We start from the raw sequence: 14,706 nt of genomic DNA, 5'->3' as shown, positions 1-14,706 counted from the left end.
GCGGTTATTCCGAGAGATCTTGAAGACGCTGGACATGCAGCGTGATATAGCCGGCCTCGGACTCCGGCAAATGTAATTGATATTCATTTTTCAAAAACTCCGCCAGCTCCAGCGCACATTGATAGGCAAATGAATACTTTTTTTGGATGAAATAAAGCATCTCCTCGTCCATACGATGGAGCGCTTCATTTGATTCCAACCGGCTGACCGCGTATCGCAAATGCGTGACAAGGCGTTGATAGGAAATGCTGTTTTCATCCACCTTTCGATTAAAGTAGTTTTCTATTTTCTCTATCATTTCTTTGATCATGGTTGTATGCTTCAGCGCTGAATACATGCTCTCCGCATCCATCTTCGCCGTATGAATGTGAAGGGCAATATAACCCGCTTCATCTTCAGGCAGAGACACGCCCAATGTCTCTTTTACGTGTCCGATCGCCCACAGGCCGATCTCATATTCTTTTTTATAGAGCGCTTTTATCTCATGCAGCAATTTATTCTGCACAAGCAGCCCATTTTGAATCCTTTCGATCGCAAAGGACAAATGGTCAGAAAGCGCGATATGAATGTGGTCGCTCAGCGGCGACGCGAGCTCTCCTTCCGCATAACTGATGATATCCTCAGCTATTTCTATATGCTCCTCCGGCAGCGTTTGCAGGATTTGTTTAAATTTTTCATTCTCGTCGTGCACGACAAAGATTTTTTCTACTTTATTCATAGGGATGAGATCATTTTTCTTTTTTTGAAAAGCGATTCCCGGTCCCATCACAATTTTTTCCTGATCGTCCTCTTTTATTAAAGCCGCATTGTTGTTTAATACTTTATAGATTTTCAAGAGGCTATCTCTCCCGCCAATTTGCTTTTGACTGGGATTTTACCTCCTTTTGACCGCCATGTAAAGATGCGGGCCAGCTCTCTCCTGCTTTGGCGATTCTTTGAAGGCTTGCAGACATCTTCTTTTATAAAGCGCAGCGGCTTTCGCTTTCTGCTTTTCTTCCTCATTCACAGCCATCCGCCATTCATAAAACGAAACAAGTCCTGCGGCCTGCACCGCCGCTTTTCTTTGGTATGTACGCTGAGCCGAATAGACCGCGGCAGCCGCAGTTTTTCTGTCCGGCTTCACCCAGTTCATCAAAAAGACCATCCACACCCGTAAAGATACAAGCAAACGTTTCATAGAAAAACATCCCTCCGCTTCTTTTTGGCAGGCAGCCTTTTTTAGCAGCCCGTTTTCTCAGCCGCAGCCCGCGTGAAAAGACGGCCGATTTCTTTTCTCGCAAACTAGCGGCTCTAGCAAAACTCATGACTCTATAATAGACCGTGGAAAAAGAATTCTTTGTCACAATATGAGTGAAAAAACCAACTAGTTTTTAGAAGTTTTGTTGAAAGCTGAAAGAAATGAAATGAAATTTGGGGAACCGCATTAAAAACTTTATACACAAGTTATCCCAAAGATAAGAACAACTTAATCACAAGAGATATCCACATGTCCACAAACTCTATCTATATTTTGTATAGGAACATATATTCCCAACTATATATATACACAGATTTATTCACTTATACACAGGGTTCTGTGTATAACTCCTTCCTTATACACAAACGAAATCCAATAAATGGTCCAAATGACACAAGGATTTTTTTGAATTTTCAAGAAATATATACTAGATCTTTAACATTTTTTCTAAACACAAAGGGGGAAATACATTGAAAAATGGAATCATTCGCTTTCTGCTCCTAAGTTTTGTTTTATTTTTTACGTTATCCACAGGTATGACAGGAGTACAGGCGGCGCCGGTTTCTTCAAAAACGTCGGCTGACCTGGAAAAAGCCGAGGTATTCGGTGATATCGACATGACAACAAGCAAAAAAACAACCGTTATCGTGGAATTAAAAGAAAAATCCTTGGCAGAGGCGAAGGAAGCGGGAGAAAGCCAAACGAAAAGCAAGCTGAAAACCGCACGAACAAAAGCCAAAAACAGTGCTGTCAAAGCGGTGAAAAACGGAAAAGTAAACCGGGAATATGAGCAGGTATTCTCAGGCTTTTCTATGAAGCTCCCAGCTAATGAGATTCCAAAACTTCTTGCAGTAAAAGACGTAAAGGCAGTATACCCGAACGTCACCTATAAAACAGACAATATGAAGGATAAAGACGTCACGGTCTCCGAGGACGCCGTATCTCCGCAAATGGATGACAGCGCACCGTATATCGGAGCAAACGACGCATGGGATTTAGGCTACACAGGAAAAGGCGTGAAGGTAGCGGTTATTGATACTGGGGTTGAATACAATCACCCTGATTTGAAGAAAAACTTCGGACAATATAAAGGATATGATTTTGTAGACAATGATTACGACCCGAAAGAAACACCGAACGGCGATCCGAGAGGTGAAGCCACTGACCACGGAACGCACGTGGCCGGAACTGTCGCCGCAAACGGAACGATTAAAGGCGTGGCGCCTGATGCCACACTTCTTGCTTACCGCGTACTGGGCCCTGGCGGAAGCGGCACAACAGAAAACGTCATTGCCGGCGTGGAACGTGCTGTACAGGACGGAGCAGATGTGATGAACCTGTCTCTCGGAAATTCATTAAACAACCCGGACTGGGCGACAAGCACAGCGCTTGACTGGGCCATGTCAGAAGGCGTTGTCGCGGTAACGTCAAACGGCAACAGCGGGCCGAACGGCTGGACAGTCGGATCACCAGGCACTTCAAGAGAAGCAATTTCTGTCGGTGCCACTCAGCTGCCGCTCAATGAATACGCCGTCACTTTCGGCTCTTACTCTTCGGCAAAAGTAATGGGCTATAACAAAGAGGACGATGTCAAAGCGCTCAATAACAAAGAAGTTGAGCTAGTTGAAGCCGGACTTGGCGAAGCAAAGGACTTTGAAGGAAAAGATCTGACAGGCAAAGTCGCCGTTGTCAAACGGGGCAGCATTGCGTTTGTGGATAAAGCCGACAATGCTAAAAAAGCCGGCGCCATCGGCATGGTTGTGTATAACAACCTCTCCGGAGAAATTGAAGCCAATGTGCCAGGCATGTCTGTGCCGACGATTAAGCTTTCATTAGAAGACGGCGAAAAACTCGTCAGTGCCTTGAAAGCAGTCGAGACAAAAACCACATTCAAGTTGACGGTCTCAAAAGCGCTTGGTGAGCAAGTAGCTGATTTCTCTTCCCGCGGCCCTGTAATGGATACGTGGATGATTAAGCCTGATATTTCCGCACCAGGCGTCAATATCGTCAGCACCATTCCGACACACGATCCTCAAAACCCATATGGCTACGGATCAAAACAAGGAACAAGCATGGCATCTCCTCATATTGCCGGGGCTGTTGCCGTTATCAAACAAGCCAAACCAAAGTGGAGCGTTGAACAGATCAAAGCCGCCATCATGAACACCGCTGTCACCTTAAAGGATGGCGACGGAGAAGTGTATCCGCATAACGCCCAAGGCGCAGGCAGCGCAAGAATCATGAACGCGATCAAAGCCGACTCGCTCGTCTCACCCGGAAGCTATTCATACGGCACTTTCTTGAAGGAAAACGGAAACGAAACGAAAAAAGAAACGTTTACGATTGAAAACCAATCTTCCATTAGAAAGTCATACACACTTGAATACTCATTTAACGGCAGCGGCATCTCCACATCCGGCACAAGCCGTGTTGTGATTCCGGCACATAAAACCGGAAAAGCCACTGCAAAAGTAAAGGTTAATACAAACAAAGCAAAAGCAGGCACCTATGAAGGAACGGTCATCGTCAGAGAAGGCGGAAAAACCGTCGCCAAGGTACCTACATTGCTGATCGTCAAAGAGCCGGATTATCCGAGAGTAACATCTGTCTCCGTCAGCGAAGGGTCTGTACAAGACACCTATCAAATTGAAACCTACCTTCCTGCGGGAGCAGAAGAGCTGGCGTTCCTCGTCTATGACAGCAACCTTGATTTTGCAGGCCAAGCCGGCATTTATAAAAATCAAGATAAAGGCTATCAGTACTTTGACTGGGACGGCACAATCAATGGTGGAACCAAGCTTCCGGCTGGAGAATATTACTTGCTCGCCTATGCCGCGAACAAAGGCAAATCAAGCCAAGTTCTGACTGAAGAGCCTTTTACCATTGAATAATAAGAAGCCCTGCCGATCGGCAGGGCTTTTTCAGATTAATTCGCAAATGCCTCCTTCAACAAGCGGTATGAATGGAGTTTATCTTCAAAATGATGTGTAATTGTCACCGCCATGATTTCTTCTGCTCCATACGCTTTACTCAAAGCCAGCAGCTGCTCCTTCACCTGTTCTTTCGTGCCGACAATCATTCGATTTCGATTATCAGCAATTCGTCTTTGTTCATACGGGGAGTACGTATTTTCTCGAACAGCTTCAAACGAAGGAACTCCTTCTAAAGGAATGCCCTGTTCCCCTGCCAATAGCGTAAAATCAAGCACTGCCGCAAGCTCCTCTGCCTTCTCCTCCGTGTCAGCACAAAGAACAAAAACAGCGACTGCCGCTCGGGGCGTTTCTCCTAACACAGACGGCTTAAATCGTCTCTTATACTGTCTGACAGTATCCTCTCCGCCCTCTCCATTGATAAAGTGGGCAAACATATAGCCAGCGCCTGACTCAGCGGCGAGCAGCGCGCTTTCTCCAGATGAGCCAAGCAGCCACACATCCGGCGCGGTTGAAATATGCGGCGCAGCCGTCAGATTCGGAAAACGGTGTTTGTCATCCGCCAAATCATGCAGATACATGGTCAGCTCCTTGATTTGCTGCGGATACTGATCAGCATTGCGCTTCCCGCCGTCATTCAGCGCCCAGGATGCAATCGGCATTCCCCCCGGTGCTCTGCCAAGCCCGAGATCAATTCTTCCCGGTGTCAGCCCCTCCAGCACACGGAAATTCTCAGCTACTTTATAAGCGCTGTAATGCGGCAGCATGACTCCCCCTGATCCAACACGGATTCGCTTTGTTTTTGCCGCTATATGACTGATCAGCACCTCTGGGCTTGACCCTGCCAGCCGCTTTGAAAAGTGATGCTCAGAAACCCAAAATCTCTTATATCCAAAATCCTCAGCAGCCTGTGCAAGCGCAACGGTTTGCTGTAATGCTGTTTCTGCATTGCTGCCCTCTGATACTGGAGATTGATCTAATATACTTAATGAAATCATCCCTACCACCTCATCCTCATCGTATCACTGATCCCTTATTTTTTCGCCAAAGCCGCTCATACTGCTTATCAGTGTCTCCCGATCATTCGTCATTTATTTGTGACGGCATGTCTCTATTTGTCGGAATATGTTACACGTGAAACATAAAAACCCCTCCGAAGCGGAGAGGTTTGCTTTAGTTTTTATTAAAGCCTTTTTCTTTCACATAGTCATTTAAATACGTACGCGGCTTCTGCTTCATAAAGTTCAGAATCTGGTCAGACCACGTTTCCACACGCTGGCCGTTTGTTCTTTCTCTATAATAATCAGAAATGGTTTGATCATACGCATCCATCGTTTTGCGGAAATCGTCTGTGTTCACATTATACGTATTCTCATGATAGACCGCCTGTTTTGGCAATCTCGGTTTTTTGCCGGATAGGTTGGCAGGATGGCCCACTGCCAGACCGAAAAGCGGAAGCACATGGTCAGGCGTTTGCAACACCTCTGTCACCTTGTCCAGTTCATTCCGAATGCCGCCGATATAGCAAATGCCAAGCCCCATAGATTCAGCAGCAATGCTCATATTTTGCGCTGCCAGCGCCGCATCAATCAAGCTCACCATAAACATTTCCGTATTCTCGAGCAGCTCAGAGATATTTTCGCCTTTTTCCTCAGCTAGTTTTTGGTGGCGGTACAAGTCCGCACAAAATACAAAAAAGTGTCCGTTGTTCTCAACGTAAGGCTGATTTCCGGCAAGCACAGACAGCTCACGTTTTTTCTCAGGATCGGAAACCCCGATAATCGAATATGCCTGTACGTAGCTGGACGTTGACGCAGCCTGCGCACTTTTCACTAATGTATCAATTTCCTCAGCAGTCAAAAGCTGATCTGTAAAAGATCGGATGGACCGATGATTCAAAATGGTTTCAATTGTGTTATTCATCACAAGAACCTCCTTATCTGTTTTTATCATATCCGAAAAAAAGTGAACTCAAAAGCGAAATGCTCTGCAACAACAAAAAAGACAGCCTTGAAAAAGGCTGTCTGCATATTAAGAATTAAAGAGATAGCTTCTGTATTTCGTCAGCTGCACACTCGCATTATATACAATCCCGAAGCCGATCAGCGTGGAAAGTGTAGAGCTTCCCCCGTAGCTGACAAACAGCAACGGAATCCCGGTAACAGGCATAATACCGATGTTCATTCCGATATTCTGGAATGTGTGAATCACTATTAACGCCGTATAGCCAACGCAAAAGAAAGAAGCGAAACGGTTAAACGGATGTATTTTGTCAATCAGAACGACAAGCCTGTAGATTAAGAAGAAGAACATGATGACGACAAAGGCACAGCCTAAAAATCCAAAGGATTCACCTATTATAGAGAAGATGAAGTCAGTTGTACTTTCTGGAACATAAACCTTTAATTCAGAAATACCATTTCCCAAAATACCACCAGATCCTATAGCCATGATAGCTTGATCAACTTGCCACCCGCTATCATCATTCTGTGTCTCATTTGAATCAGAAACCCAAGAAGTAACCCTCTTAATTTGATATTCCTGTATTCCGACTGATTTTGCAGCGTCGGGAAAGTTTATCATTACTAATAAAATTAATGAAATGAGTAAGATACCTGAACCAGCAATGATTGTTATCAGTTTCCAATTGATCCCTGACATAAAAACCATTACAAGAACGATAAACATACATATTCCCGCAGTCCCAGCATCTTGCATTAGGATAAGACCAACAGGGATAACTGCGACACCCGCAATCTTTAATAACAGGTGAATATCATCTCTAAGTGTCCGTACTCCTTTAGGATTGGCTTTTCCGATGACTGAAGCTAGCATCATAATCAAACCAACCTTCATAAACTCTGATGGCTGTATGGTTATTCTTCCAAACCTAAACCAACTTTTTGCTCCTTTAATGACAGGTGCAATGGACTCAGGACTAATCTTTAGAATAATCAAAGATAAAATACCAATGATAAAAATATATAAACTTAATTTTTCGAGCTGTTCTAAATCAAAGTACAAAAGCACTGTGATGGCAATAGCTCCCAAAAGATAAAACACAATTTGCTGTATCCAATCCGTGTTCCCATACTGCCCGAATTGTCCAGCAGCATAAATTGATACTACACTTATAATAAAAAACACACCAAATATAAAAATCAAATCCCCCTGGTAAAAGGGGCTTTGCTGTTTCTTATATCGACCCATTCTATCCCGCCTTACATTTTCATCGGAAAATCACTAATGTTTATTATACATGAACCTCGATCAAGATGACACGTGAAGCTCGTTTCCTTTTATGTTTTTTGCGCATTTGCAACGCTTTTTCAGCTACACGAAATATGACGTATCATAAACCAAAACGTTTCGATTGACACAAAACTTTTCAAATGAAAAAAACCCCATTATAAAGGGTTTGGTTAAAAACTAATATACAATATGTGTTTCGTACCCAAATCGCTTATTCAGCATAGTGTTTCCTTATATAGAATCCGCAATAACATTTGTCCTTGTCTATACATTCTCCTAGAGAATACGTTTTAAAAAATAAGACGTTAGGTCCAGACCATTTCTGCAAAAACGTGTATCAATTTCTGGAAAACATGGTATAATAATTGTAACAGAATGTTCAAAAAACAATCACAAAACAGACACAACTCAGTTCCTCTATTTCATTTTTGTAAACGTTATCACAAAATGAAAGGAGACGGGTATGATGGACATGTTTTTTGCTTACTTACTGGTTGCCAGCGCAACGCCTCTCTTTATTTGGCTTGATAACAAAAAAGTCGCACTCTCAGCTATTCCGCCAATCATCTTAATGTGGGTATTCTTCTTCTTCTACGCAACAGAAAGCCTTTCTCCACTAGGACACACTCTCATGATTATCTTGTTTGCCGTCAACGTCATTGTCGCTCATATCGCCGCATTTATCATTTACGGTCTTCCGTATCTTCGCAGAAAGCGAAGCAGCTGAGGACAGCAAAAAACCCTCTTCTAACGAAGAGGGTTTCAGCGTGTCGACAAACCCTCGCATTCGTTGTCAGTCCTGCGCGTTGGTGCTCACGAATTGCTACATTCGCTGTGCTCCAATGCTCGTCCTTCCTAGACTTCAAGGGTTTTCAATCACGCTGAACAAATGATAAAATACCAAAAAAATTTCGTTTTGGGATTTTGCTAATAATAAAAACCCTCTTCTAACGAAGAGGGTTTTTGTATTATTTGTTGTGGCCTGAGTGCTCTGAGTGTTTAGCGCCTCCAGGAGGATTTCCGTCCATATGGTCACCATGGTGATAGTGAGCCGCGAAAATCCAGATGGATCCAAGCACGATAACGATCGCGCCGAAGAATCCGAACAGCGTGTTACCGACTTGGATACTGCCGTTTTCGCTCTCTGTCATGTGCATGAACATGAGAAGCTGCAGCGCCGCCTGAATGAAGGCGAAGCCGAAAATGATCCAAAGTTTTGCTGATGAGCTTAGGTCAGTATACACTGCAACCCATAGAGCCAGCAGGGTCAAAACGATAGACAGTGCAAAACCTACAATGTGCTTCCATGGAAAGTGACTGTGTTCAGCAGATTTGTTTGCCATTTTACAGACCCCCCAATCCCATGAGATAGACACCTGTAAAGATGAAAATCCATACAACATCTAAGAAGTGCCAGTACAAGCTTGAGATAAAGATTTTAGATGAAGTTTGCGGAGTTAAGCCGCGTTTCTTCAACTGAATCAGAATTCCTATGATCCAGAAAATACCGATTGTTACGTGAGTTCCGTGAGTTCCAAGTAAAACAAAGAATCCAGACCAGAACGCACTTGTACCGAGAGATGCTCCTTCATGTACATAGTGGACAAACTCGTTGATCTCACAACCGACGAAGCCGGCGCCAAGAAGAAGTGTGATAATTGTCCAAATGACTACGCCTTTTAAACTTCCGCGGCGCATTTCATGAACAGCGATCCCGCAGGTAAAGCTGCTGATAAGCAGCAAGAACGTCATAATCATTACCAGATTCACTTCAAACAGTTCGTCCGGTAAGACACCTCCTGCTGTTCTGTTTTGAAGAACGAAGAAGGTTGCAAATAGTGTTGAGAACAACACAATTTCTGCCCCTAAAAAGATCCAAAACCCGAGAATATTAAGTCTGCCGGTTTCAGATTGATATTCCATAGGCGCGTTAGAATTGCCGTGTTCTGCATGTTCCATAACTCACGCCTCCTTATTCGGAAATCTTTCTTTCCGTCTCTTTTATTTCATCAACACTAATGTAGTAGCCGTTGTCGTATTCGAATGAACGCAGAACCATGCAGAGCAGGACTCCGATCAATCCGACTACGCCCATCCAGTACCATTCAAAGACAAGTCCAAAGCCGGCGATACCGAAGGCAACAGACATAAAGAACGGTCTGCCTGAGTTGCTTGGCATATGGATTTTCTTGAATTTGCTTTCAGGGTATAACTCAGTTTTTTCTTCTTTCATATGATGGAATGCATCTTTAGATTTGACTTCAGGAAGCACCGCAAAGTTGTAATGCGGCGGAATCGCAGAAGAAGTCGCCCAATCAAGACTGCGTCCCACACCCCATGAATCTCCGCTGATTTCACGAGTAGAGTAGCGGAAGCTGTAGTAGATGTTATAGCAAAGGATTAAGAATCCTACACCCATCATGAAAGCTCCGACAGTTGAAATAAAGTTCAATGTTGTCCAGCCGTCATTCGGTCCGTATGTGTAAATACGGCGAGGCATGCCTTGAAGCCCCAAGAAATATTGCGGGAAGAAACAAATATTGAACCCGATCATAAAGATCCAGAAGAACCATTTTCCGATTCTTTCGTTCAGCTTGTGGCCGAACATTTTTGGATACCAGAAAATAAATCCGGCGAAACAAGCAAATACAGTACCTGCGATCAGCACATAGTGGAAGTGAGATACAAGGAAGTACGTATTATGGTATTGATAATCCGCTGCTGCCATCGCAAGCATAACCCCTGTAACCCCGCCGATAACGAAGTTAGGAATGAATGCAAGCGCCCACAGCATAGGCGTTGTAAAGCTGATTCGGCCTTTATACATGGTAAAGAGCCAGTTAAAGATTTTAACCCCGGTCGGAATCGAGATGGCCATTGTCGTAATTGAGAAGAAAGAGTTAACGGACGCACTGTTCCCCATTGTGAAGAAGTGGTGAGTCCAAACTAGGAAACTCAATACGGAGATGGCGATAATAGAACCAACCATCGCTGTGTAACCAAACAATTGTTTTCTCGCAAAGCTTGAGATAATCTCAGAGAAAATACCGAATGCCGGAAGAATAACGATATATACTTCAGGATGTCCCCAAATCCAGAACAGGTTCGCCCAAAGCATCGGCATACCGCCTGCTTCCAATGTGAAAAAGTGAGCACCGAACAAACGATCAAATGATAAAAGTGCTAAAGCTACTGTAAGTACAGGGAAAGCAAACACGATAATAACCATTGTGATCAGTGTTGTCCATGTGAACATTGGCATACGCATTAATGTCATGCCTTTTGTTCTCATTTTTAAGATTGTTACCATAAAGTTGATCCCTGTCATCAGGGTACCGATACCGGCAATCTGAAGTCCGAGGAGGTAGTAGTTCTCACCCGGTCCAGGGCTCATATCGTTACTTGCAAGCGGCATATAACTTGTCCATCCTGCGTTCGGAGAACCTCCGATAACGAAAGAGATATTGAAAAGCATCGCCCCTACGAAGAACGTCCAGAAGCTCAGGTTGTTCAAGTAAGGGAACGCAACGTCGCGAGCACCGATTTGAAGAGGTACAACAACGTTGATAAGACCGATTAGGAACGGCATCGCCATGAAGATGATCATGATTGTACCGTGAGTTGTAAAAATTTCATTATAGTGGTTTGAGTCTAAAAAACTGTTATTCGGAAGCGCTAGCTGGGCACGCATCATCAGACCGTCGACACCGCCGCGGAATAACATAATTACAGCAGATATAATATACATGATTCCGAGTTTTTTATGGTCAACAGTTGTTATCCATTCAGACCAGAGCCATTTCCATTTCTTAAAGTAGGTCAGTACAAAAATGATGGCAATGGTAGATAGTGCGATGGAAACTTGTGCGCCCAGAATTAATGGGTCACCTGTTACGAAAAATTCATCCCATTTGAATTTCATGCGGGCTTCCTCCTTTCCTGATCAATATCATTCTTCTGTATCATCAGACTTCTTAAATTCATTTTCCTTTACGTTTTCAAACGGATCTGTTTTAGAGTGCGGTGAAACAGCTTGGTAGCCAAGGCGTTTGCGGGCCTCCATCGCGTACTCTGCGTCTTGTCCGTGGTCAACGTATTTTAAGTGAGTAGAAGAGAACGTTAATTCGTCCACATTTTCAGGAAGCATTAATTGATCATACTTCTCTTTTGTCAGCTTAGGAGCCTCGTTTTGAGTCTTTTTCACCCAGCTGTTAAAGTCTTTTTCTGTTACAGCATTCACATCAAACTCTTGGTCGGCAAAATGTTCGCCTGTGAAGTTCGCGTTGCGGCCTTCATAAGTTCCCACTTCATCAGCCTGTAAGTATTGATCCATCAGCATTCCTGCCATCGCGTACTTTTGTCCTCCAAGCTGAGGAATCCATAGCGAAGCCATTGAATCTGCAGATGAGATTTTAAACAAGATTGGGCGGTCGACAGGAATATTTAAGTAGTTAACCGTTTCAATATCCTGTTCAGGGTAGCTGAATACCCATTTCCAGTCTACCGAAGTAGCGTAAACAACAAGAGGCTCTTTATCCTTTGTTGCTTCAGGAGCTTTTTCTAACGAATATATCGTCTGTACGGTTGGCACAGAAAGTGCAATGACGATTAAAATTGGGATCACTGTCCAGACTACTTCTAAGAACGTGTTACCGTGAATTTCTGGGTTATAAGATCCATTATCTTTGCCTTTACGGTCGCGGTATTTTACTAAAATAATGGTAAATAGAACAAAGACGACCCCGACGATAAACAGCATAAATCCGATAGATAACAGGATTAAATCACTTTGCTGATCAGCCACAGGCCCTTTCGGATCTAGTACTGAGGCATTGCTGCATCCCCCAAGGACGAAAACCACAGTTAACAGCGCAAATACAAGTAACGGTTTTAATGCTCTGAACAAGAAGATCACCATCCTTCCTATTGATGTAATAAATCTGAAGTGCATACTTCCTCAAAATCTTTTCTCTACTTTGTTATGCTATCAAAAAGTTCACTTATTAGCTTTATTTTTTTATAAACTTCATCCCAATTTCGCTTAAATGTCATAAAATCGACAAAAATTGCTCCAACTTTATTCACATCTATCGCTTAAGATGAAAAGTTTCTAGTTATTTCCGCATATAAGTAAAGAAAGATGATGAAGAACTAATTCTGACAAATAAAGGTTTACCACATTAAAAAACCTAGGTCAATCAAAAATTTCATTTTGTTAAACTTTCTAGAAAGGAATTAATTTTTCCTTGCCTAGCACCTTTTCACACGATTACCATTTTAACGCAACCAATATTGAAAGAAAAGGCTCATTAGAGCGGCGATATGCTCTGAACTGTTCCAACTTTTTATTAGCGCATCCAATTGTTTATCTTATACAAAACAGAGGAATGATATAAGCAAATAAATATAAAATAGGATGTGTTGTATGATGAGTTTTATTATTTCACTTATCGTCGCTATTATTATCGGATGGCTTGGCAGCCTGTTTGTAAAAGGAGATATGCCTGGAGGAATTATCGGGTCAATGATCGCAGGCCTTATCGGCGCCTGGATCGGACACGGGCTGCTTGGAACATGGGGGCCGAACCTAGCCGGATTTGCTATTATTCCTGCGGTGATCGGCGCAGCCATTGTTGTATTTCTAGTAAGCCTGTTAGCCAGAAAAAGAGGATAAGAGTGACAGCGCCCGAAGCGTCAGTGCTTTGGGCGTTTGCTTTGCCATAAAAATTAAAAAAGCCTCAACCCTAGCGGTTGAGGCTTTTGACTGGTTTGACGCCTAAATGGTCGATAAACCTGCTGAAGGCCTGTTTTCCTTCCGTTGTCTGTTTAAATACACCGGCGTGTTCAAGAATGCGCGCGAATACATGTCCAAGCTCTTCTTTTATGACTAGATCGGCATTCTCTTTTGTTATCGTTCTTTTTTCCGTAATCCGAAGAGCCCACTCCTTATGTTTTGCTGTGAGCGGATTTTGTTCTAAAGCTGATTTCGGATCAGCAGAGCAAAGCGCCGCTGCCGTTTCTTTCATTTCTTCCTGTAAACGGCCCGGCAATATCGCCAATCCCATGACCTCAATCAGGCCGATATTTTCTTTTTTAATATGGTGAACTTCCTGATGAGGATGAAATATTCCTAATGGATGCTCCCCATCCGTCCGATTGTTTCTCAGCACGATATCGAGTTCATACAAGTCTCCCCTGCGCCGCGCAATCGGCGTAACCGTATTATGGGGCGTATCACCTGTATAGGCGGCTATGCCGGCCTTTTCATCGGAATACGCTTGCCACGTGCGGAATATATGATCAGCAGCTTCGGCGACTTGATCCGGTTTGTCTCCTTGGAGCCTGAGCACGGACATCGGCCACTTCACTAAGCCCAGCGACACGCCTGGATGATCATTTAATTCATATACATCTTCCGCTTCTGCTCGCGCCATCGGAAAATCGTGCGCCCCGCCTTGGAAATGGTCATGGCTTAGGATGCTGCCGCCGACAATTGGCAGATCCGCATTTGAACCGATAAAATAATGCGGATATTGCCCGAGAAATGACAGCAGCCTTTCAAATGTTTTTCTGCTGATCTCCATTGGTTCATGTTCACCTTTTAAGACGATGCAATGCTCTGGATAATAGACGTATGGCGAGAACTGCAAATACCATTCTTCGTCTTTAAGAATAACCGGAATGATTCTGTGATTTTGGCGGGCTGGATGATTCACGCTTCCCTCAAACCCGACATTTTCTTTACACAGCAAACACTTCGGATAATTTGTCTGCACCTGCTCTTTTGCAGCCGCAATCGCTTTTGGGTCCTTTTCGGGCTTTGATAGATTAATAGTCATTTCCAGCTCGCCATATTCAGTCGGCACCGTCCAATGAACATTTTTGGCGATTCTGTCAGACCGGATATAGTAGACATCCTCTGCATATTGATAGAATTCCTTTGTCGCCTGTTTTGGGCCGTATAAAGCTTTTGTCTCTTCAAATTTGCGAATGACCTCAGACGGAGCAGGTACGAAACATCCCATCAGCTTTGCGCTGAGCAAGTCACGGTATGTGTCTGTATCCGCTTCCATACGACCGGTTTCCACAGCCCATTTGTAAATAGGAGCAAGTAAGTCCGGCAGGCTTTGTGCCTGCTTGATGCATGTGTGGGAGACCGGCTCGGGGTGCTTGATGTCTAACGCTTCATAAAGACGGTTTCTCGTATATTCCCGATCCCAGATCGAAATCAGTTTTCGTTCCAGGCCATACTCCAGCAGCTGTTCCAGATGTTCAACAATACTCATG

At 43.8% G+C, this 14,706-nt stretch carries 13 protein-coding genes; 3 read left to right on the top strand and 10 right to left on the bottom strand.

Annotation, left to right across the window (positions count from 1 at the left end; genetic code table 11):
- Positions 1 to 4: 4 nt before the first annotated feature.
- Positions 5 to 835: a sac operon transcriptional antiterminator SacT gene (gene sacT / locus CVV77_RS10325; RefSeq protein ID WP_003236015.1), complete on the bottom strand. Its 831-nt coding sequence runs from the start codon at positions 833 to 835 to the stop codon at positions 5 to 7.
- Positions 836 to 874: 39 nt separating this feature from the next.
- Positions 875 to 1,177, bottom strand: coding sequence for a hypothetical protein (locus tag CVV77_RS10320; RefSeq protein WP_100275337.1), 303 nt, complete (start codon positions 1,175 to 1,177; stop codon positions 875 to 877).
- Positions 1,178 to 1,707: 530 nt separating this feature from the next.
- Between CVV77_RS10320 and vpr the strand changes: the two genes are divergently transcribed.
- Positions 1,708 to 4,128 carry a serine protease Vpr gene (gene vpr, locus CVV77_RS10315; RefSeq protein ID WP_100275336.1) on the top strand — a complete coding sequence of 807 codons (2,421 nt, stop codon included), beginning with the start codon at positions 1,708 to 1,710 and terminating at the stop codon, positions 4,126 to 4,128.
- Between the two features lie 35 nt (positions 4,129 to 4,163).
- Here vpr and CVV77_RS10310 read toward each other — a convergent pair whose 3' ends face one another.
- The 3 genes from CVV77_RS10310 to rodA form a co-directional block, all read right to left on the bottom strand.
- Complete coding sequence (locus CVV77_RS10310; protein WP_100275335.1) at positions 4,164 to 5,165, bottom strand: LLM class flavin-dependent oxidoreductase; 1,002 nt, start codon at positions 5,163 to 5,165, stop codon at positions 4,164 to 4,166.
- A 175-nt stretch (positions 5,166 to 5,340) separates the two neighbouring features.
- The gene (gene nfsA, locus CVV77_RS10305) at positions 5,341 to 6,090 is read right to left on the bottom strand and encodes an oxygen-insensitive NADPH nitroreductase (protein WP_100275334.1); all 750 of its coding nucleotides are present in this window, start codon (positions 6,088 to 6,090) and stop codon (positions 5,341 to 5,343) included.
- A gap of 108 nt (positions 6,091 to 6,198) precedes the next feature.
- Positions 6,199 to 7,377: a cell shape-determining peptidoglycan glycosyltransferase RodA gene (rodA, locus tag CVV77_RS10300; protein WP_060399775.1), complete on the bottom strand. Its 1,179-nt coding sequence runs from the start codon at positions 7,375 to 7,377 to the stop codon at positions 6,199 to 6,201.
- Between the two features lie 505 nt (positions 7,378 to 7,882).
- Here rodA and ywcE point away from each other — a divergent pair.
- Complete coding sequence (ywcE, locus tag CVV77_RS10295; RefSeq protein ID WP_003227411.1) at positions 7,883 to 8,146, top strand: spore morphogenesis/germination protein YwcE; 264 nt, start codon at positions 7,883 to 7,885, stop codon at positions 8,144 to 8,146.
- Between the two features lie 241 nt (positions 8,147 to 8,387).
- Here the strand turns inward: ywcE and qoxD are convergent, their stop codons facing one another.
- The 4 genes from qoxD to qoxA are packed head-to-tail and all read right to left on the bottom strand — an operon-like array spanning position 8,388 to position 12,334.
- Positions 8,388 to 8,762, bottom strand: a complete 375-nt coding sequence (gene qoxD, locus CVV77_RS10285; protein ID WP_100275333.1) for a cytochrome aa3 quinol oxidase subunit IV — start codon at positions 8,760 to 8,762, stop codon at positions 8,388 to 8,390.
- Between the two features lies 1 nt (position 8,763).
- Positions 8,764 to 9,378, bottom strand: a complete 615-nt coding sequence (gene qoxC / locus CVV77_RS10280) for a cytochrome aa3 quinol oxidase subunit III (protein WP_003222171.1) — start codon at positions 9,376 to 9,378, stop codon at positions 8,764 to 8,766.
- Between the two features lie 13 nt (positions 9,379 to 9,391).
- Positions 9,392 to 11,341 carry a cytochrome aa3 quinol oxidase subunit I gene (gene qoxB, locus CVV77_RS10275; RefSeq protein WP_003222173.1) on the bottom strand — a complete coding sequence of 650 codons (1,950 nt, stop codon included), beginning with the start codon at positions 11,339 to 11,341 and terminating at the stop codon, positions 9,392 to 9,394.
- Positions 11,342 to 11,368: 27 nt separating this feature from the next.
- Positions 11,369 to 12,334 carry a cytochrome aa3 quinol oxidase subunit II gene (gene qoxA / locus CVV77_RS10270; protein WP_080010897.1) on the bottom strand — a complete coding sequence of 322 codons (966 nt, stop codon included), beginning with the start codon at positions 12,332 to 12,334 and terminating at the stop codon, positions 11,369 to 11,371.
- Positions 12,335 to 12,847: 513 nt separating this feature from the next.
- On the opposite strand from qoxA, the gene CVV77_RS10265 reads away from it, so the two are divergent.
- Positions 12,848 to 13,093, top strand: coding sequence for a GlsB/YeaQ/YmgE family stress response membrane protein (locus tag CVV77_RS10265; protein ID WP_003222176.1), 246 nt, complete (start codon positions 12,848 to 12,850; stop codon positions 13,091 to 13,093).
- Positions 13,094 to 13,163: 70 nt separating this feature from the next.
- Here the strand turns inward: CVV77_RS10265 and galT are convergent, their stop codons facing one another.
- The gene (gene galT / locus CVV77_RS10260) at positions 13,164 to 14,705 is read right to left on the bottom strand and encodes a UDP-glucose--hexose-1-phosphate uridylyltransferase (protein ID WP_100275332.1); all 1,542 of its coding nucleotides are present in this window, start codon (positions 14,703 to 14,705) and stop codon (positions 13,164 to 13,166) included.
- Position 14,706: the final 1 nt, after the last annotated feature.

The organism is Bacillus sp. SN1 (assembly GCF_002796895.1).
Lineage (GTDB): Bacteria > Bacillota > Bacilli > Bacillales > Bacillaceae > Bacillus > Bacillus inaquosorum.
This window is presented reverse-complemented; position numbering and strand designations above follow the sequence as displayed.

Excerpts from the sequence above, each read along its gene's own strand:
- nfsA (WP_100275334.1), bottom strand. The coding sequence starts at position 6,090 with ATGAATAACACAATTGAAACCATTTTGAATCATCGGTCCATCCGATCT.
- ywcE (WP_003227411.1), top strand. The coding sequence starts at position 7,883 with ATGATGGACATGTTTTTTGCTTACTTACTGGTTGCCAGCGCAACGCCT.
- qoxC (WP_003222171.1), bottom strand. The coding sequence starts at position 9,378 with ATGGAACATGCAGAACACGGCAATTCTAACGCGCCTATGGAATATCAA.
- galT (WP_100275332.1), bottom strand. The coding sequence starts at position 14,705 with ATGAGTATTGTTGAACATCTGGAACAGCTGCTGGAGTATGGCCTGGAA.
- CVV77_RS10310 (WP_100275335.1), bottom strand. The coding sequence starts at position 5,165 with ATGATTTCATTAAGTATATTAGATCAATCTCCAGTATCAGAGGGCAGC.
- CVV77_RS10265 (WP_003222176.1), top strand. The coding sequence starts at position 12,848 with ATGAGTTTTATTATTTCACTTATCGTCGCTATTATTATCGGATGGCTT.
- qoxB (WP_003222173.1), bottom strand. The coding sequence starts at position 11,341 with ATGAAATTCAAATGGGATGAATTTTTCGTAACAGGTGACCCATTAATT.
- qoxD (WP_100275333.1), bottom strand. The coding sequence starts at position 8,762 with ATGGCAAACAAATCTGCTGAACACAGTCACTTTCCATGGAAGCACATT.
- rodA (WP_060399775.1), bottom strand. The coding sequence starts at position 7,377 with ATGGGTCGATATAAGAAACAGCAAAGCCCCTTTTACCAGGGGGATTTG.
- CVV77_RS10320 (WP_100275337.1), bottom strand. The coding sequence starts at position 1,177 with ATGAAACGTTTGCTTGTATCTTTACGGGTGTGGATGGTCTTTTTGATG.